The 19,007-nt window shown below is 67.9% G+C and carries 15 protein-coding genes; 12 read left to right on the top strand and 3 right to left on the bottom strand.

Annotation, left to right across the window (positions count from 1 at the left end; translation table 11 throughout):
• A partial coding sequence (locus tag AAHB17_RS20130) for a peptidoglycan-binding protein (RefSeq protein ID WP_342132647.1) occupies positions 1-1,212 on the top strand: 1,212 nt, incomplete at its 5' end.
• A gap of 20 nt (positions 1,213-1,232) precedes the next feature.
• On the opposite strand, the gene AAHB17_RS20125 is transcribed toward AAHB17_RS20130, so the two are convergent.
• Positions 1,233-1,664, bottom strand: a complete 432-nt coding sequence (locus AAHB17_RS20125) for a C40 family peptidase (RefSeq protein ID WP_446719632.1) — start codon at positions 1,662-1,664, stop codon at positions 1,233-1,235.
• Positions 1,665-1,947: 283 nt separating this feature from the next.
• Between AAHB17_RS20125 and AAHB17_RS20120 the strand changes: the two genes are divergently transcribed.
• The 7 genes from AAHB17_RS20120 to zapE all read left to right on the top strand — a co-directional run bounded on the left by AAHB17_RS20120 (position 1,948) and on the right by zapE (position 12,050).
• Positions 1,948-2,541, top strand: a complete 594-nt coding sequence (locus tag AAHB17_RS20120; protein WP_342132644.1) for an isochorismatase family protein — start codon at positions 1,948-1,950, stop codon at positions 2,539-2,541.
• A 133-nt stretch (positions 2,542-2,674) separates the two neighbouring features.
• Positions 2,675-4,579 carry a propionate--CoA ligase gene (locus AAHB17_RS20115; RefSeq protein WP_342132643.1) on the top strand — a complete coding sequence of 635 codons (1,905 nt, stop codon included), beginning with the start codon at positions 2,675-2,677 and terminating at the stop codon, positions 4,577-4,579.
• Between the two features lie 111 nt (positions 4,580-4,690).
• Positions 4,691-5,065, top strand: coding sequence for an ArsR/SmtB family transcription factor (locus tag AAHB17_RS20110; RefSeq protein WP_342132642.1), 375 nt, complete (start codon positions 4,691-4,693; stop codon positions 5,063-5,065).
• Between the two features lie 202 nt (positions 5,066-5,267).
• A complete protein-coding gene (locus AAHB17_RS20105; protein ID WP_342132640.1) occupies positions 5,268-8,147 on the top strand; it encodes a 2-oxoglutarate dehydrogenase E1 component in 2,880 nt (959 codons plus the stop codon).
• 86 nt (positions 8,148-8,233) lie between these two features.
• Positions 8,234-9,499, top strand: a complete 1,266-nt coding sequence (gene odhB / locus AAHB17_RS20100) for a 2-oxoglutarate dehydrogenase complex dihydrolipoyllysine-residue succinyltransferase (RefSeq protein WP_342132639.1) — start codon at positions 8,234-8,236, stop codon at positions 9,497-9,499.
• A gap of 20 nt (positions 9,500-9,519) precedes the next feature.
• Positions 9,520-10,947, top strand: a complete 1,428-nt coding sequence (gene lpdA / locus AAHB17_RS20095) for a dihydrolipoyl dehydrogenase (protein ID WP_342132638.1) — start codon at positions 9,520-9,522, stop codon at positions 10,945-10,947.
• Complete coding sequence (gene zapE / locus AAHB17_RS20090) at positions 10,947-12,050, top strand: cell division protein ZapE (RefSeq protein WP_342132637.1); 1,104 nt, start codon at positions 10,947-10,949, stop codon at positions 12,048-12,050. The genes lpdA and zapE overlap by 1 nt, the downstream gene beginning before the upstream one ends.
• A gap of 27 nt (positions 12,051-12,077) precedes the next feature.
• Here the strand turns inward: zapE and AAHB17_RS20085 are convergent, their stop codons facing one another.
• A complete protein-coding gene (locus AAHB17_RS20085) occupies positions 12,078-12,842 on the bottom strand; it encodes a PP2C family protein-serine/threonine phosphatase (RefSeq protein ID WP_342132636.1) in 765 nt (254 codons plus the stop codon).
• 96 nt (positions 12,843-12,938) lie between these two features.
• On the opposite strand from AAHB17_RS20085, the gene AAHB17_RS20080 reads away from it, so the two are divergent.
• Complete coding sequence (locus AAHB17_RS20080) at positions 12,939-14,975, top strand: ATP-dependent DNA helicase (protein WP_342132635.1); 2,037 nt, start codon at positions 12,939-12,941, stop codon at positions 14,973-14,975.
• Here AAHB17_RS20080 and AAHB17_RS20075 read toward each other — a convergent pair.
• A complete protein-coding gene (locus AAHB17_RS20075; RefSeq protein WP_342132634.1) occupies positions 14,938-15,747 on the bottom strand; it encodes an outer membrane protein assembly factor BamD in 810 nt (269 codons plus the stop codon). The genes AAHB17_RS20080 and AAHB17_RS20075 overlap by 38 nt on opposite strands.
• A gap of 67 nt (positions 15,748-15,814) precedes the next feature.
• Between AAHB17_RS20075 and AAHB17_RS20070 the strand changes: the two genes are divergently transcribed.
• The 3 genes from AAHB17_RS20070 to AAHB17_RS20060 all read left to right on the top strand — a co-directional run bounded on the left by AAHB17_RS20070 (position 15,815) and on the right by AAHB17_RS20060 (position 19,001).
• Positions 15,815-16,798: an RluA family pseudouridine synthase gene (locus AAHB17_RS20070; protein WP_446719631.1), complete on the top strand. Its 984-nt coding sequence runs from the start codon at positions 15,815-15,817 to the stop codon at positions 16,796-16,798.
• Between the two features lie 87 nt (positions 16,799-16,885).
• Positions 16,886-17,566, top strand: a complete 681-nt coding sequence (scpB, locus tag AAHB17_RS20065) for an SMC-Scp complex subunit ScpB (protein ID WP_342132633.1) — start codon at positions 16,886-16,888, stop codon at positions 17,564-17,566.
• Positions 17,553-19,001 carry a pseudouridine synthase gene (locus AAHB17_RS20060; RefSeq protein ID WP_342132632.1) on the top strand — a complete coding sequence of 483 codons (1,449 nt, stop codon included), beginning with the start codon at positions 17,553-17,555 and terminating at the stop codon, positions 18,999-19,001. The genes scpB and AAHB17_RS20060 overlap by 14 nt, the downstream gene beginning before the upstream one ends.
• The last annotated feature ends 6 nt before the right edge of the window (positions 19,002-19,007 follow it).

Here is a 19,007-nt window from a genome sequence, read left to right as displayed (position 1 = left end):
GTGTCCAGCGCACCCACGGAGCCAGGCCGTGGTGACAGTGCCTTGTCGCCCCGGCACCTGACCGCCTTCATGCCGGATGCCTTGCCGCCGCCGGGCGCGGGCCGTCCCTCCGGTGGTGTGGCCGACGCCAGTCCGGCGGTGCCCATGTCTGCGGAGCCGCCTTTTCAACTGGCCGATCATGCGGCCGTCTTGTCCGGCATTGGTTCGCCCCCGTCGCCACGGCAGGCCATGTCCATGGCCGCCGCCGATGCCGTCATCAGCACGCCGCCCCATTCGCCAGGAGGTCCAGCGGCCGTGGGATCGCCGCTGGCCTCCTTGCCTGACGGCGAGGTGGGCGCGGGCATACGCGCCGGCCAATGCTGGGCCCAACTGGTCATGGAGCCGGTCACGCGCCGGCAGACGGTGGCGGTGGTGACCGAAGACGGTGCCACCCGCCTGCGGGTGTTGCCACCGGCCTTGCGCACCCAGGCCCGCGCCGTGGTGGTCAAGGACGCGGCCCAGACCTTCCGTGTCGAGCCCCCGACCTTCAGGCCAGTGACCGAACGCGTCAAGGTCCAGGACGAAGTCCGCCGACCGGTGGTGGTGCCGGCGGTGTACGAGAGCCGCGAGGAGCGGGTGCAAGTCGAGTCGGCGCGTGTGGTGCTGGAGCGCTGCGGGGCGTCCGCCCAGCGCGCGGCCGGATCGGGGGCATTGCCCTCCCGGGCGGCTCAGTGCGCGCGCGAGGTGCCTGCGCGTTTCCAGACCGTGACCCGCCGCGTGCTGGTGCAGCCGGAGAGCACGCGCGAGGAAGTCATCCCGGCGGTCTATGCCACCATCACCCGGTGGGTGTTGGACACGCCCGCGCGAACGGTGCCGCACACGCTGCCCGAGGCCACCAGAAACCTGCCCCTGACCGAAGTGGCGCGCCCGGCCCTGGTGCAGGCCCAGGCCGTGCCGCCCACCACCATGCCGATGCAGGTGACACAACACGAGGGCATGCCACAGTTGGTGTGGCGCCGGGCCCTGTGCGAAAGCGAAGCCATGCCGGCGCTGGTCACCCGCTTGCAGCAGGCGCTGCAAGGGCAGGGACAGGACGTGGGCCGTCCGGACGGCAGGCTGGGCCGCCGGACGATGGCGGCCTTGGTGAGCTACCAGCGCCGCGAGGGCCTGGCCATGGGTCTGATCACGTTCGAGTCGCTGCAGAAACTGGGGCTGTCGACCGACAGCCTCTGAAGCGCCGGCCCGCCGAGGCCTTACTGCGCCGCCTGCCAGCCGTCGCCCGCACCGCGGGCGGTGGTGACGCGGCGTGCCCCGTTGAAGCGCGTGTGCCAGTAGGCGGTCCGCATGTCTTCCACGCGCACCTGGGCACCGCTGCGCGGCGAATGGATGAATTTGCCATCGCCCACATAGATGCCCACGTGGCTGAAGGCGTGGCGCATGGTGTTGAAGAACACCAGATCGCCGGGCTTGAGTTCGTCGCGGCTGATGGTTTCCGTGGCTTGTGCCTGTTCGGCAGCGCGCCGTGGCAACACCAAGCCCACGGTCTGTTCGTACATGGCGCGCACGAAACCGCTGCAATCGAAGCCGGTTTCGACCGAGTTGCCTCCGCGGCGGTAGGGCACGCCCAGAAAACCCATGGCCGTGACCACCAGGTCACTGGCCCGCAGGCTCATCTGCTGGCGCATGCCTTCCAGGCGCTGGACCAGCCCCTTGCTGACCAGCAGGTCGGCCAGGGCGTCCGAGGCACTGGGGTCTAGGCTCGGTGTCGCGACGTTGGTGGGATCGGCCGCCACTGTTTGGGCGTGCGCTGTGCCGAAATAGGTCAGCGCAAGGCTCAGGGTCAGGAGGAGGGCGGTTTTTTGCATTGCGCGCGAGACTAAGGGCTTGCGGTTGACAAGTCAAGCCAGCGCGTCGGTTGGCCGGACCCGAACGTTACACTGCCTGTACCCACAACCGTGCCCAAATCCCATGCTTCTCGACGTCAACGACTGCCAGCTTGTGCTGGTGGACTACCAACCCCGACTCATGCCCGCCATCGCCGAAGGCGGGTTGGTGCTGGCGCGCGCGCAGCTGCTGGCGCGCATGGCGCAGTTGCTCAAGGTGCCGGTGTTCGGCACCGAGCAGAACCCGGCCAAGCTGGGCGAGCTGGACCCCAGCCTGCGCTCGCTGTGCCACAAAGTGTTGCCCAAGATGCAGTTCGATGCCTGTGCCGATGGCCTGGTCGACCTGGTGCGCGCGCCCGCCGCCGCGGGAGGCAATGCCCGCAGCCTGCCCAAGCACCTGCAGAAACCCGCGCCCGCCCCGCGCAACACCGTGGTCATCGCGGGGGTGGAATCCCACATTTGTCTGCTTCAAACGGCTTTGGGGCTGATCGAGCAGGAAATCGACGTCTGGGTGGTCACCGACGCCTGTGGCTCGCGCAACCCACGTGACCGCGACGCGGCGTTCGACCGGCTGGCGGGCAACGGCGCCGAGCTGGTGAGCGCGGAAATGGTGGCCTTCGAGTGGCTGGGCGGGGCGGATCACCCCAAGTTCCGGGAGGCCCTGGCGCTGGTCAAATGAGCGGACCTGGCGGCGGGTGGCCGACGCTGTCCGTCAGCGGTGCGCAAGATTCTTAATCAATAATTATGAATACAAGCCGCTCGATCGATCACCGTTCGAGCGGGTCCACCGTCCCTTCGAGGAGAGCCACGCCATGTCCACGCCGTCCCGCTATGCCGAGTTCCACCGCCGATCGATCACCGACCGCGATGGTTTCTGGAGGGAGCAGGCGGCGCTGATCGACTGGCACCGGCCGTTTGACACGGTCTGCGACTACAGCCGCCCGCCATTCGCCAACTGGTATGTGGGGGGCCAGACCAACCTCTGCCACAACGCGGTCGACCGCCACCTGAAAGACCGCGCCGACCAGGCCGCATTGATTTTTGTCTCGACGGAAACCGACACCGAGCAGGTCTACAGCTTTCGCCAACTGCATGCCGAGGTGCAGCGCTTGGCCGCCATCCTGCAGCAACTGGGGGTGAAAAAAGGCGATCGGGTGCTGATCTACATGCCCATGATCGCGGAGGCGGCGTTTGCCATGCTGGCCTGCGTGCGCATCGGAGCCATCCATTCGGTGGTGTTTGGCGGTTTTGCCAGCCACAGCCTGGCCAGCCGCATCGACGACGCCAAGCCGGTGGCCATCGTCAGCGCCGACGCCGGCATGCGCGGCGGCAAGGTCGTGCCTTACAAACACCTGCTGGACGAGGCCATCGCCCTGAGCGCCCACAAGCCGGCCAAGGTGCTGATGGTCAACCGCGGGCTGGCGCCCATGGCGCTGCTGGCCGGGCGCGACGAAGACCATGCCAGCCTGCGGGCGGCCCACATGGACACCCAGGTGCCCTGCGAGTGGGTCGACAGCAGCCACCCAAGCTACATCCTCTACACCTCGGGCACCACCGGCAAGCCCAAGGGGGTACAGCGCGACACCGCCGGTTATGCGGTGGCGCTGGCCGCCAGCATGCGGCACATCTACATGGGCCAGCCGGGCGAGACCTATTTCAGCACCAGCGACATCGGTTGGGTGGTGGGACACAGCTACATCATCTACGGGCCGCTGATCAATGGCATGGCCACGGTCATGTACGAGGGCCTGCCGACCCGGCCCGACGCCGGCATCTGGTGGCAGTTGGTGGAGAAACACCGGGTCAGCGTGATGTTCAGCGCACCCACCGCGGCACGTGTGCTCAAGAAGCAGGACCCGGCCTACCTCAGCAAGTACGATCTGAGCAGCCTCAAGGCCCTGTTCCTGGCAGGCGAGCCGCTGGACGAGCCCACCGCCACCTGGATGTCGAATGCCATCCACAAGCCCGTGATCGACAATTACTGGCAGACCGAAACCGGCTGGCCCATCATGGCCATCTGCAACGGCATCGAGCCCGCGCCGACCAAATACGGATCGCCCGGCAAGGCCGTTTACGGCTTTGACGTGCGCCTGATCGACGAGTCCACCAGCGAGGAAATCACCGAGCCCCACAAGAAGGGCGTGATCGCGGTCGAAGGCCCGCTGCCCCCGGGTTGCCTGCAGACCGTCTGGGGCGACGACGAACGCTACGTCAAGACCTACTGGTCCAGTATCCATGGCCGCACCATGTACAGCACCTTTGACTGGGGCTTGCGCGACGAGGATGGTTATTTCTACATTCTGGGCCGCACCGACGACGTGATCAACGTGGCCGGCCACCGGCTGGGCACGCGGGAGATCGAGGAAAGCATCAGCAGCCACCCCGGCGTGGCCGAGGTGGCGGTGGTCGGCGTGGCCGATGCGCTCAAGGGCCAGGTCGCCGTCGCCTTCGCCGTGCTCAAGGACCCCACGCAGGCCGCCAGCGAGGCAGATGCCTTGAAGCTGGAGGGCGCGATCATGAAGGTGGTGGACGACCAGCTCGGGGCGGTGGCGCGTCCGGCGCGCGTGCGTTTTGTGGGTGTGTTGCCCAAGACGCGCAGCGGCAAACTGCTGCGCCGCGCCATCCAGGCGGTGTGTGAGGGCCGCGATCCGGGCGACCTGACCACCATGGAAGACCCGGGCGCCCTGCAGCAGGTCAAGGACGCGGTCGGGCGTTGAAATTCTGCGTCCGGTCGGCCGATGCCTTGTCTGACAGGCAGGCAGATGGCGTGACGCCATGCCCCCTGCACGTTATCATCCATGCTTATATAGGTATGGCAAAGGTCGGGTATGGAACAACTCCTTGGGGCAGACACCGGCATTGAAAAAGGCCGTGTGTTCGAGCTGGCGGCCGAGCTGTTCGGGGTGCTGGCCACGCCCATGCGCCTGCGCATCCTGAGCGCCTTGTGCGACAAGGAAAAATCGGTGTCGCAGCTGCTGCAGGAAATCGACACCACCCAGCCCAACCTGTCCCAGCACCTCAACCTGCTCTACCGTGCCGGCGTGCTGGCCAAGCGCAAGGACGGCACCCAGGTGATCTACCGCGTGCAGAGTGAAAAGGCGGTCATGTTGTGCCGCACGGTGTGCACGCAAATCGCCATCGAAATGGACGAACCGGGCAGCGTGCCGCCGGCGGAGCGCCTCTCGCCCCGCGTGTCGTCCTGAGGCCATTTCGCCACAGATCCGCCCCCAGCCGACGGTCGGCTGGCAAATGCTTCGCGCTCGCCTGCCACAACGGTGGCACAATCGCGGGCTGCAGTCAGGTCCTTCCAGTCACTGTCGCATCCGCCAAACGGTCAAGCCGTGTCGCGGGAGGTTTCTTAAACCAGCTAATGTTTCCCCAAGGGAAACGGAGGTCAGCGGATTCATGAGCGAGACTAACAACGTCTACGTTGCCTACCAGGGCAACTCGTACCTTTTCGGCGGCAACGCGCCTTATGTCGAGGAGATGTACGAAAACTACCTGGCCGATCCCACCAGCGTTCCCGACACTTGGCGTGCCTATTTCGACGCGCTGCAGCACGTGCCTGCCGTCGATGGCAGCAACGCCCGCGATGTGCCGCACATGCCGGTCATCAACGCCTTCGCCGAGCGCGCCAAGGCCGGTGTCACCCAGGTCGTGGTGGCCACCGGTGCCGACAGCGAGATGGGCCGCAAGCGCACCGCCGTCCAGCAACTGATCGCCGCCTACCGCAACGTCGGCCAACGCTGGGCCGATCTGGACCCGCTCAAACGCGCCGAGCGCCCCCACATTCCCGAACTCGATCCTGGCTTCTACGGCTTCACCGACGCTGACCAGGAAACCGTGTTCAACACCAGCAACACCTTCTTCGGCAAAGAGAGCATGTCGCTGCGCGAGCTGCTCAACGCGCTGCGTGAAACCTACTGCGGCACCCTGGGCGCCGAGTACATGCACACCAGCGACCAGTCCGAGAAGCGCTGGTGGCAGCAGAAGCTGGAAAGCATCCGCAGCAAGCCCAATTTCACCGCCGACAAGAAAAAGCACATCCTCGACCGCCTGACCGCGGCCGAAGGCCTGGAGCGCTACCTGCATACCAAGTACGTGGGCCAGAAGCGCTTCTCGCTCGAAGGTGGCGAGAGCTTCATCGCCGCCATGGACGAACTGATCCAGCAGGCCGGCGGCAAGGGCGTGCAGGAAATCGTGATCGGCATGGCCCACCGCGGCCGCCTGAACGTGCTGGTCAACTCGCTGGGCAAGATGCCGGCCGACCTGTTCGCCGAATTCGACCACACCGCCCCCGAGGAGCTGCCCGCCGGTGACGTGAAATACCACCAGGGTTTCAGCTCCGACGTGTCCACCCTGGGTGGCCCGGTGCACCTGTCGCTGGCCTTCAACCCCTCGCACCTGGAAATCGTGAACCCGGTGGTGGAGGGCTCCGTGCGCGCCCGCATGGACCGCCGCGACGACCCCAAGGGCAGCCAGGTGCTGCCGGTGCTGGTGCACGGCGACGCCGCCTTCGGTGGCCAGGGTGTCAACCAGGAAACCCTGGCGCTGGCCCAGACCCGTGGCTACACCACGGGCGGCACGGTGCACATCATCATCAACAACCAGATCGGCTTCACCACCTCCGACCCGCGCGACATGCGATCGTCGGCCTTCTGCACCGACATCGTCAAGATGGTCGATGCACCGGTGCTGCACGTCAACGGTGACGATCCGGAAGCCGTGGTGCTGGCCACCCAGCTGGCGCTGGAATACCGCATGGAGTTCCGCCAGGACGTGGTGGTCGACATCACCTGTTTCCGCAAGCTGGGCCACAACGAACAGGACACGCCCAGCCTGACCCAGCCGCTGATGTACAAGAAGATCACGGCACACCCCGGCACCCGCCGCCTGTACGCCGACAAACTGGCCGCGCAAGGCCTGGGCGAGACCCTGGGCGACGACATGGTCAAGGCCTACCGCGCCGCGCTGGACGCGGGCAAGCACACGGTCGATCCGGTGCTGACCAACTTCAAGAGCAAGTACGCGGTCGACTGGTCTCCCTTCCTGGGCAAGAAGTGGACCGACGCCGGTGACACCGCCATCCCGCTGACCGAGTGGAAGCGCCTGGCCGACAAGATCACCCACATTCCCGCCACCGTCAACCCGCACCAGCTGGTCAAGAAGGTCTATGACGACCGTGCGGCCATGGGCCGTGGCGACATCAACGTGGACTGGGGCATGGGCGAACACATGGCCTTTGCGTCCCTGGTGGCCAGCGGCTACCCGGTGCGCCTGTCGGGTGAGGACTGCGGCCGTGGCACCTTCACCCACCGCCATGCCGTCATCCACGACCAGAGCCGTGAAAAGTGGGACACGGGCACCTATGTGCCGCTGGAAAACGTGGCCGAGAACCAGGCCCCGTTCGTGGTCATCGACTCCATCCTGTCCGAAGAAGCCGTGCTGGCCTTCGAATACGGCTACGCGTCCAACGACCCCAACACCCTGGTGATCTGGGAAGCGCAGTTTGGCGACTTCGCCAACGGTGCCCAGGTCGTGATCGACCAGTTCATCGCCTCGGGCGAGGTGAAGTGGGGCCGCGTCAACGGCATCACGCTGATGCTGCCGCACGGCTACGAAGGCCAGGGTCCCGAGCACAGCTCGGCTCGCCTGGAGCGCTTCATGCAGCTGGCCGCCGATACCAACATGCAGATCGTGCAGCCCACCACGGCCAGCCAGATCTTTCACGTGCTGCGCCGCCAGATGGTGCGCAACCTGCGCAAGCCACTGGTCATCATGACCCCCAAGAGCCTGCTGCGCAACAAGGACGCCACGTCCCCGCTGAGTGAGTTCACCAAGGGCGGTTTCCAGACCGTCATCCCCGAGCAGAACGCCGAGGTGGTGAAGAAGGCCGAGAAGGTCAAGCGCGTGATCTGCTGCTCGGGCAAGGTCTACTACGACCTCGTCAAGCAGCGTGAAGCCAAGGGTTCCGACGACGTGGCCATCGTCCGCGTCGAGCAGCTCTACCCCTTCCCGCACAAGGCCTTCAGCACCGAGCTCAAGCGCTACCCCAACGCCACCGACATCGTGTGGTGCCAGGACGAGCCGCAGAACCAGGGTGCCTGGTTCTTCATCCAGCACCAGATCCACGAGAACATGCTGGATGGCCAGCGGCTGGGTTACGCCGGTCGTGCCGCGTCGGCATCGCCCGCCGTGGGCTACGCCCACCTGCACCAGGACCAGCAGAAGGCGCTGATCGAGGCGGCTTTCGCCAAGCTCAAGGGCTTCATCCTCACCAAGTGAATGACGCAGTGACCCGGCCGCGGTGCGGCCGGGCCGTGCCGCGTGGCGGCACCGCGCGAACACCGAAACATTAGGCAGAAAACAAAATGGCAATCGTAGAAGTCAAAGTTCCGCAGCTCTCCGAATCCGTGGCCGAGGCCACCTTGCTGCAGTGGAAGAAGAAGCCCGGCGAGGCCGTGGCCATGGACGAAATCCTGATCGAGATCGAAACCGACAAGGTCGTGCTGGAAGTGCCCGCGCCCGCCGCCGGCGTGCTGGCTGCCCATGTGGTGGCCGATGGCGGCACCGTGGTCAGCGACCAGCTCATCGCCCAGATCGACACCGAGGGCAAGGGCGGCGCGGTCGCCGCTGCCCCGGCCGCCGCACCGGTGGCCGCGGCACCCGCAGCATCGGCAACTGCCGCAGCAGCCCCGGCCAGCGCCAGCATGGCCGGCGTGGCCATGCCCGCCGCCGCCAAGCTGATGGCCGACAACCAGCTGGCCGCTGGCTCCGTGGCCGGCACCGGCAAGGACGGCCGCGTGACCAAGGGCGACGTGCTGGGTGCCGTGGCCGGTGGCGCCAAGACCGCCCCCGCGCCGGTGGCCGTGCCCACGGGCGCGCCCACCAAGGCGCTGCCGCAGGTGGCCGCTCCCAGCGCCCTGCACCTGGGCGACCGCCCCGAGCAGCGCGTGCCCATGAGCCGCCTGCGTGCCCGCGTGGCCGAGCGCCTGCTGCAGTCGCAGTCCACCAACGCCATCCTGACCACGTTCAACGAGGTCAACATGGCCCCGGTGATGGAGATGCGCAAGCGTTTCCAGGAGAAGTTCGAGAAGGAGCACGGCGTCAAGATCGGCTTCATGTCCTTCTTCGTCAAGGCCGCGGTCCACGCCCTCAAGAAGTACCCGGTGCTCAACGCCTCGGTCGACGGCAACGACATCGTCTACCACGGCTACTTCGACATCGGCATCGCGGTCGGTTCGCCCCGCGGTCTGGTGGTGCCCATCCTGCGCAACGCCGATCAGATGAGCTTCGCCGACATCGAGAAGAAGATCGCCGAGTTCGGCCAGAAGGCCCGTGACGGCAAGCTGGGCATCGAAGAGATGACCGGTGGCACCTTCTCCATCTCCAACGGCGGCACCTTCGGCTCCATGCTGTCCACGCCCATCATCAACCCGCCGCAGTCGGCCATCCTGGGCGTGCACGCCACCAAGGACCGCGCCGTGGTCGAGAACGGCCAGATTGTGATCCGTCCGATCAACTACCTCGCCATGTCCTACGACCACCGCATCATCGACGGCCGCGAAGCCGTGCTGGGCCTGGTGGCCATGAAGGAAGCGCTGGAAGATCCGGCCCGCCTCCTTTTCAACATCTGATTTGAGACAAGGGAACCATCATGTCCAAATCATTTGACGTCGTCGTCATCGGCGGCGGCCCCGGCGGCTATATCGCGGCCATCCGCGCGGCCCAGCTGGGCTTCAACGTGGCCTGTGTCGACGAGTGGAAAAACGACAAGGGCGGCCCGGCCCCAGGCGGCACCTGCACCAACGTCGGCTGCATCCCGTCCAAGGCGCTGCTGCAGTCGTCCGAGCATTTCGAGCACGCCAACAAGCACTTCGCTGAGCATGGCATCACCGCCAGCGACGTGAAGATCGACGTCGCCAAGATGGTGGGCCGCAAGGACGCCGTCGTGAAGCAGAACAACGACGGCATCCTCTACCTGTTCAAGAAGAACAAGGTCAGCTTCTTCCACGGCCGGGGTGCCTTCGTGAAGGCCGCTGACGGAGGCTATGAGATCAAGGTGACCGGCGCTGCGGACGAAACGCTGGTCGGCAAGCACATCGTGCTGGCCACGGGCTCCAACGCCCGCGCGCTGCCGGGTGTGGCCTTCGACGAAGAGACCGTGCTGAGCAACGACGGCGCCCTGCGCATCGGCGCCACGCCCAAGAAGCTGGCCCTGATCGGCTCCGGCGTGATCGGCCTGGAAATGGGCTCGGTCTGGCGCCGCCTGGGCGCCGACGTCACCATCCTCGAAGGCCTGCCGACCTTCCTGGGCGCGGTCGACGAGCAGATCGCCAAGGAAGCCAAGAAGGCCTTTGACAAGCAGGGCCTGAAGATCGAGCTGGGCGTGAAGGTCGGCGAGGTCAAGACGTCCAAGAAGGGCGTGAGCATCGCCTACACCAACGCCAAGGGTGAGGCCCAGACGCTGGACGCCGACAAGCTGATCGTCTCCATTGGCCGCGTCCCCAACACCATCGGCCTGAACGCCGAGGCCGTGGGCCTGGCGCTGGACGAGCGTGGCGCGATCGTGGTCGATGGCGATTGCAAGACCAACCTGCCCAACGTCTGGGCGGTGGGCGACGTCGTGCGCGGCCCCATGCTGGCGCACAAGGCGGAAGAAGAGGGCGTGGCCGTGGCCGAACGCATCGCCGGCCAGCACGGGCACGTCAACTTCAACACCATTCCCTGGGTCATCTACACCAGCCCCGAGATCGCGTGGGTCGGCCGCACCGAACAGCAGCTCAAGGCCGATGGCGTCGCCTACAAGGCCGGCACCTTCCCCTTCCTGGCCAACGGCCGCGCGCGCGCGCTGGGCGACACCACCGGCATGGTCAAATTCCTGGCCGACGCCAAGACCGACGAGATCCTGGGCGTGCACATCGTTGGCCCCATGGCCAGCGAGCTGATCAGCGAAGCCGTGGTGGCCATGGAGTTCCGCGCCAGCGCCGAAGACATCGCCCGCATCTGCCACGCGCACCCGTCCTTGTCGGAAGCGACCAAGGAAGCCGCGCTGGCCGTCGACAAGCGGACCCTCAACTTCTGATGACCGGTCCGGTCCGCGCGGCCTACGAGGCCGAGCTCAAGGCACGCGGTTTCCAGAGCGACCCCGCCCAATTGCGGGCGGTGGACGCGCTGGAGCGTTGCGCGGCCGAGTGGTCGCACTACAAGGCGAAGCGCTCCAACGCACTCAAGAAGCTGATCAACCGCCCGGACATCCCGCAGGGGGTCTACATGTTTGGCGGGGTGGGGCGGGGCAAGAGCTTCCTGATGGACTGCTTTTTCAACGCCGTGCCGCTCAGGCGCAAGACACGCCTGCACTTCCACGAGTTCATGCGTGAGGTGCACCGCGAGCTGGCCGACCTGCAGGGCACGGTCAACCCGCTGGACGAGCTGGGCCGTCGCCTGTCGGTGCGCTACAAGCTGGTGTGTTTCGACGAGTTCCACGTGGCGGACGTGACCGACGCCATGATCCTGCACCGCCTGCTCGATGCCATGGACAAGTACGGCGTCGGCATGGTCACCACCAGCAATTTCCATCCCGACGGGCTCTACCCGGACGGTTTGCACCGCGATCGCATCCTGCCGGCCATCGCGCTGCTCAAGCGGACCATGGAAGTGGTCAACGTGGACAATGGCACCGACTACCGCCGGCGCACGCTGGAACAGGTGCAGCTCTACCACACGCCCCTGGGCCCCGAGGCCGAAGCCGCGATGGGTGAGGCCTTCACCCGCCTGGCCGAGACACACGACGAAGACCCGGTGCTGCACATCGAGGCGCGCGAGATCCGCGCCATCCGCAAGGCCGGCGGCGTGGTGTGGTTCGACTTCCGCACCCTGTGTGGCGGCCCGCGTTCGCAAAACGACTACCTGGAACTCGCCAGCCAGTTCCACACCGTGATGTTGAGCAACGTGCCCTTCATGCCGGTCAACATGGCGTCGCAGGCGCGGCGTTTCACCTGGCTGGTGGACGTGCTCTACGACCGCCGCGTCAAGCTGATCATGTCGGCCGCGGTGCCGGCCGAGCAGCTCTACACCGAAGGGCCGCTGTCGCACGAGTTTCCGCGCACCGTGTCGCGCTTGCACGAAATGCAGTCGGCCGAATTCCTGGCCCTGGAGCGGCGCAACGTCGACACCTCGCTGACCTGAGTCTGGACCGGCCCAGGTGTGGCCTGTTCAGCCTTTCCCCAGCGGCTCCAGCTTCACGATCACCAGCGACAGGTTGTCGCCCGAGCCCTGGGCGCGGGTGCGGGCCTTCTGAACCAGGAACTCGCAGGCCTCTCGCGCCGACAGCATCTCGATGGCGCGCGCCATCTCCTCGCTGCTGAAGTAGTGCCACAGGCCGTCCGAGCAGGCCAGCAAGGCGTCGCCCACGTCCAGCGGCTCGAGGTGCTGGGTGTCCACCGGCGGGTCGCGCTCGGTGCCCAGGCAACCTATGAGCACGTTGCCATTGGGGTGATTGGCCGCTTCGGCCGCGGTGATCTCGCCGCGGTTGACCATCTGCTGCACCAGCGAGTGGTCCAGCGTGCGCATCACCGGCTTGCCGCGCCGGAAGTGGTACAGGCGGGAATCGCCGGAGTGGATCCAGTCGCAGCTGCCGTCCGGATTGAGCATGAAGGCCGCCAGCGTGCTGTGCGGCTCTTCCTCCGCCGCCACCGCGGTGAGCTTGATCACCAGGTGGGCGTCATTGACCAGTTGGCGCAGCAGGGCGGCGGGCTGGTCGCTGTCGGGGCTGTAGCGCTCGAACAGCTGGCGGGCGGTCAGCATCACCTGGTCGGAGGCCTTGCGCCCGCCGCTGCGCCCGCCCATGCCGTCGGCGACCACGCCCAGCAGGCAGCCCGCCACGCGCGGGTGGGTCAGCAGACACAGTTGGTCTTGCTGGTATTCACGGTCGCCGCGGTCCAGCCCGGTGGATGCGGAAATTCGGTAGCCTTTGGACATGGGTGTCGGGGTTCGCGTGCGGGCTCCCTGGGCCGGCCTGTTGTCGTTGCGCCGTGTGGTGTGCCCGTATTATGGGAGCAAAGGAAGGACCCGCTCTTGAGCTCTCTGGAAGAAGATGTGACGGCGTTTTTCAGCCTCACCGGCCCGCTGGCACGCGAGGCCCAACGTTACGCCGAGCGGCCTGGACAGATGGCGATGGCCGTGGCGGTGGCACAGGCCATTGAACAGCGCAGCACCTTGGTGGTGGAAGCCGGCACCGGCGTGGGCAAGACCTACGCCTACCTCGCGCCGGCGCTGCTGAGCGGGCGCCGCACCCTGATCTCCACCGCCACCAAGGCCTTGCAGGAGCAGCTGTTCGCACGCGACCTGCCGGCCGTGTGCCGGGCCATAGGCGTGCCGGTGCGCACCGCCTTGCTCAAGGGGCGCTCCAGCTACCTGTGCCTGCAGCGCCTGGGTCAGGCGCGCGAACTGCTCGAATCACACCAGAGCCACCTGCACCGCTGGCTGGCACGTGTCGAGGCCTGGGCCCAGCAGACCCGCAGCGGCGACATGGCGGAGGTCGCGGGCCTGGACGACCGCTCCCCGGTGCTGCCGCTGGTCACTTCCACGCGCGAGAACTGCCTCGGCTCGCCCTGTCCCCATTTTCGGGCCTGCCACGTCAACCAGGCACGGCGCGAGGCGCTGGCGGCGGACGTGGTGGTGGTCAACCACCACCTGTTCTTTGCCGACGTCGCGGTCCGCGAGTCCGGCGTCGCCGAGCTCTTGCCCACGGTCGATCTGGTGGTGTTCGATGAAGCGCACCAGCTCAACGAAATCGGCGTCTTGTTCCTGGGGCAGCAGCTGTCCAGCGGCCAACTGCTGGACCTGGCGCGCGACACCCTGGCGCACGGGTTGCAGGCGGCGCGTGGCCAGCGCGACTGGAACGCCCTGGCCGGTGCGCTGGAGCGCGCCACCCAGGACCTGCGCCTGTGCCTGGGGGGCGAGCGCAGGGCCTCGGGCCGTGCCCGCTGGGCAGGCGAGACGCCCGAGGGCGTGCGTCCGTCGGCGTGGCAGGCCGCGCTGGACGGCCTGGCCGAGGCCATGCACCAGCTGGGCGACGCCCTGATGGGGGTGGAGGAGCAGTCGCCCGACCTGACGCGCCTGGGCGAACGCGCGCGCGAAATGGCCGCCCGCCTGGCAGCCATGCGCGAACCTCCCCTGGATACCCCCGTGGCCCGCTGGGTGGAGCAGGGCGCGGGCTGGCGCCTGGTGCTCACGCCCTTGCACATCGCGGATGCCTTCCAGCGCCGTGTGCTGGCACGTGACGGGGCCACGCCCGGCAGCTGGATCTTCACCTCCGCGACGCTGGGCACCGACGACGCCCTGGGCTGGTTCACCGGCCCGGTGGGGCTGCGCGATGCGCGCACCCTGCGCGTGCCCAGTCCCTTCGATTTCAGCGCCCAGGCGGCGCTTTATGTGCCCCCCGATCTGCCCTTGCCCTCCGACCCCGGTCACACCGATGCCGTGGCGCGGGCCGCCTGGGACTGGGCTGGCCGGCTGGGCGGGCGCACCCTGGTGCTGACGACCACCTTGCGGGCGGTTCAGCGCATGGCCGACGCCATGTCGGCCTGGGCCGCACACGAGGCGCGGACGCAGTTGCTGGGCGGCCTGGATGTGCTGGTGCAGGGCAGCGGGCCCAAGCACGAACTGCTGCGCCAGTTCGAGCGCGCCGGCCAGCCGGGTGCGCGTGGCGCCGTGTTGCTGGCCTCGGTTTCGTTTTGGGAGGGGGTGGACCTGCCAGGTGACGTGTTGCAGCTGGTGGTGATCGACAAGCTGCCGTTTCCGCCACCCGATGACCCGTTGGTGCAGGCGCGCTGTCAGCAGCTGGAGCACGACGGGCTCAAGCCCTTCACCGCCTATTTCCTGCCCGAGGCCGGCGTGGCCTTGAAGCAGGGCGCTGGCCGGCTGATCCGCAGCGAACACGACCGCGGCGTGCTGGTGGTGTGCGACGTGCGGCTGCGCCGCATGGGCTACGGACGCAAGCTGCGCGCTGGCTTGCCTGCCATGCGCTGGCTCGAGGACGATCAGGCGATGCGCGACGAGCTGGACGCGCTGGTCACCACAGCTTCCACCACGCCGACTCCTTCTGCTTGAAGCCGCGCGCGAGGTACTCGCTCTTGGGGTAGTTCTTTTCCATCACGCGCGCCGCATCGTCGCGCAGCTGGGCCATGCCCAGGGCGTCATAGGACTTGACCATGACAAAAAGGGCCTCTTCCAGTGCCGGCGCCTCGGGGTAGTCGGTCAGCGCGGCCTGCGCGCGGTTGATCGCCGCGACGTGGGCGCCACGGCTCAGGTAGTAGCGCGCCACATGCACCTCGTACTGGGCCAGCGCGTTGACGATGTAGACCATGCGGGCCCGCGCGTCGGGCGTGTAGCGCGACTCGGGGAAACGCGTGACCAGCTCGCCGAAGGCTTCGAAGGAATTGCGGGCCGCCTTCTGGTCGCGTTCGGACAGGTCCTGCGACGCCAGCGAGCCGAACAGGCCCAGGTTGTCGTTGAAATTGACCACGCCCTTGAGGTAGAGCGCGTAGTCCAGCGCCTGGCTGCTGGGGTGCAGCTTGATGAAGCGGTCCAGCGCGACAATGGCCTGCGCCTGCTCGCCCGCGATGTGGTGGGTGTAGGCCTTTTCAAGCTGGGCCTGCTGCGACAGCACCGTGCCGGCCGCACGGCCTTCGAGCTTCTCGAAGTGGCTCACGGCCTTGTCGTAGTTGCGCGAGTTGCGCTCGTCCATGGCCTCGGCAAACAGCTTGTTCGGGCTCCAGCCGATGGTCTCATCCTTGGGCGGCGCGGATGAGCAGGCGCCCAGCAGCGTCGCCAACACCAGCGACCCGGCCAGGGGCGCAAGGGATAATCGGGACTTGGACATGTTGAACGAACCCTTCAGACAGGAAAACAGGCAGGATGAGGCCGTCGAAATTATATCGACCGGCCCCGTGTCTGCCGTGGACGACGCCGAGCTGGATATCGAGCGCCGGACGCTGGTGGCCAGCATGGCGCAGCACGGCGAGCGCGTGGACCGCGTGCTCGCGCTGGCGATCCCGGAATTCTCGCGCTCCTACCTGCAGCAGCTGGTGGCCGATGCCGCGGTCAGGCTCAATGGCCGGGTGCTGCTCAAGCCCGCGGCGCGGGTGCGCGCGGGCGACCAGATCGTGGTGGAGTTGCGGCCCACGGCCCAGGCCCAGGCCTTTGTCGCCGAGCCCATGGCGCTGGAGGTGGTGTTCGAGGACGCCGCCCTGATGGTGGTCAACAAACCCGCCGGCCTGGTGGTGCACCCCGCCGCCGGCCACTGGAGCGGCACCCTGCTCAACGGCCTGCTGGCGCACCACGCAGGGGCGGCGCAGTTGCCCCGGGCGGGCATCGTGCACCGGCTGGACAAGGACACCTCGGGCCTGATGGTGGTGGGCAAGACCCTGACCGCGGTGGATGCGCTGTCGCGCATGATCGCCGCCCGCTCGGTCGAGCGGCTGTACCTGGCCCTGGCGCACGGGCCCTGGCGCCACGGGCCGGTGGCCGATGTCGACCAGCCCATGGCCCGCGACGTCCGCAACCGGCTGCGCATGGCGGTGGTGCGAGGGGAGGGTGCCGGCAAACCCGCCCAGACCCGTTTCGCGGTGCTGGACCAGACGCCGCGCCACGTGCTGCTGGCATGCAAGCTGCACACCGGGCGCACCCACCAGATCCGCGTGCACGCCGCCTGGCTGGGTCAGCCGCTGGTGGCCGACACGCTGTACGGCGGCCGCGCCGAACTCGGCCTGCAGCGACAGGCCCTGCACGCGCACCGGCTGCGCCTGGCCCATCCGCTCAGCGGCGAGCCCTTGTGTTTCGACTGCCCGCCGCCCCCAGATCTGCAAGATGCCTTGGCCCAGGCCGACCTGCAATACAATCCAGCCACGTGGTGGCAGGCCGTGGCGTCCTGACCCCAACCGCTCATCTTCTGTGCCGCCCTCGCGTGGCACCCCGGTGGCCGCATTCCGTGCCGCCCCTCGCTTTTCAGGTAGACACCCATGAACACGGCGGATGCCCGACGCGTCCTTGAGACCGCCTTGATCTGCGCGCAGCAACCGCTGCCGCTGCGCGAGCTTGGGACCCTGTTTGACGGCGCTGTGTCGCCCGACAGCCTCAAAGCCATGCTGGCCGACCTGCAGCAGGAGTGGTCGCAGCGTGGCGTGGAGCTGGTGCAGGTGGCCAGCGGCTGGCGTTTCCAGAGCCGCCCCGAGCTGCGGCCTTTCCTGGACCGGCTGCACCCCGAAAAGCCGCCCAAGTACACCCGAGCCACCATGGAGACCCTGGCCATCATCGCCTACCGCCAGCCGGTCACGCGTGGCGACATCGAGGATATCCGTGGCGTCACGGTCAACTCGCTGACCATCAAGCAGCTCGAAGATCGCGGCTGGGTCGAGGTCATCGGCCACCGTGAGACCGTCGGCCGGCCGGCCCTGTTCGCCACCACCCGCCAGTTCCTGGACGACATGGGCCTGGCCTCGCTCGACCGCCTGCCCACCATCGAGCACCAGGGCGCGATCGAGGACAGCCTGGGCGTGCTCGACTTCGAAGGCGATGCGCCCGTGGCCGAGGCCTCGGCCGATCTGCTCTCCCTGCCCGATACCCCGATGCCCGAGCCAGCGGCCACAGCGCCGTCCGCACCGAATGCCCAACCCGAGGAACCCGACGATGTCCCAGCCTGATCACGTGCCCACCGACGGCCTGCCGCCCGGCGAACCCGGCGCCGCGCCGCTTGATGCCGTGGTGCCGGCGGCCGAAGCGCAGGCCACCCCGGCCGATGGCGCGGGTGCCGGACACCCGCCACGCGGGCCACGCGCCGCCCCGGCGGGGCCCGATGCCCTGCGTTTCGAAGACGTCGTCAGCGGCGAATTCGACGCCGAGCAGGAGGCCCCCGAACTGCCGGGCAAACGCGTGCTGACGCCCCAGGTGGAAACGCCCAAGCTGCACAAGGTGCTGGCCCAGGCCGGCCTGGGCTCGCGCCTGGAGATGGAGCAGCTGATCCTGGAAGGGCGCATTTCGGTCAACGGCGAACCCGCCCACATTGGCCAGCGCATCCAGTACGGTGATGTCATCAAGGTCAATGGCAAGCCCATCCGCGTGCGCATGACGCCCCAGCCGCCGCGTGTGCTGGCCTACCACAAGCCGGCCGGTGAGGTGGTGACCCACGACGACCCGCAGAACCGCCCCACGGTGTTCCGCCGCCTGCCCAAGCTGCCGCAGGGCAAGTGGCAGTCGGTCGGCCGCCTGGACCTCAACACCGAAGGCCTGCTGCTGTTCACCAACTCGGGCGAACTGGCCAACAAGCTGATGCACCCCCGCTTCGGGCTGGAGCGCGAATACGCGGTGCGTGTGCTGGGCGCGCTGTCCAACGAAGAGAAAAAACGCCTGCTCGACGGCGTGCAGCTCGACGATGGTCTGGCGCAGTTCAGCAGCATCGAGGACGGTGGTGGCGAAGGCGCCAACTGCTGGTACCGCGTGACCATCGGTGAAGGGCGCAACCGCGAGGTGCGCCGCATGATGGAGGCGGTGGGCCACGCGGTCAGCCGCCTGATCCGCATCCGCTATGGCGCCATGCTGCTGCCGCGCGGCCTCAAGCGTGGCTTCTGGCTCGAACTCGACCAGCGCGACATCGACCGCCTGGGCGCGGCCGCCGGTCACACGCCCATGGCCCGGTCGGAGCCGCGTGGCCCTGGCGCCGAAGCACCGGGCCGTGCCAACCGGCACCCGGCCGCGCGCCGCAACAAAAAAGGCGGCGGTCCCCGGCCGTCGCGGCCCGAGGGCCCGCGCGACCGCGGCGACGTGGTGCCGCCCGGCGTGTCGCACGAGGCGCCCAACTACGGTGCCCGTGGCAAGGGCCCGGGCGGCCGTGTGCGCCCACAGGGCGCGGCGCCCGGCGCTGGCGGCGGCATCGGTGGTGGTCAGCCCGATCCGATGAAGACCAGCTACGGCTACATCGGGGCCGACTCCCTGCAGCGGCGCCGTGACGCCGGCGCGGGTGGCCCGCGTCGGGGCGGCCAGAGCGGGACCGGCGGGGCCGGTGGGGGCGGCGGCCGCGCCAGCGGCGCACCGCGTGGCCGTGGGGGCAATGGCGGCGGCCCACGCCGGGGCGGTCGCTGAGGGGTT

It is taken from the genome of Hydrogenophaga sp. OTU3427, from assembly GCF_038440225.1.
Taxonomy (GTDB): Bacteria; Pseudomonadota; Gammaproteobacteria; order Burkholderiales; family Burkholderiaceae_C; genus Hydrogenophaga.
The sequence above is the reverse complement of the archived record's forward strand: the minus strand, read 5'-3'. Positions and strand labels throughout refer to the sequence as shown.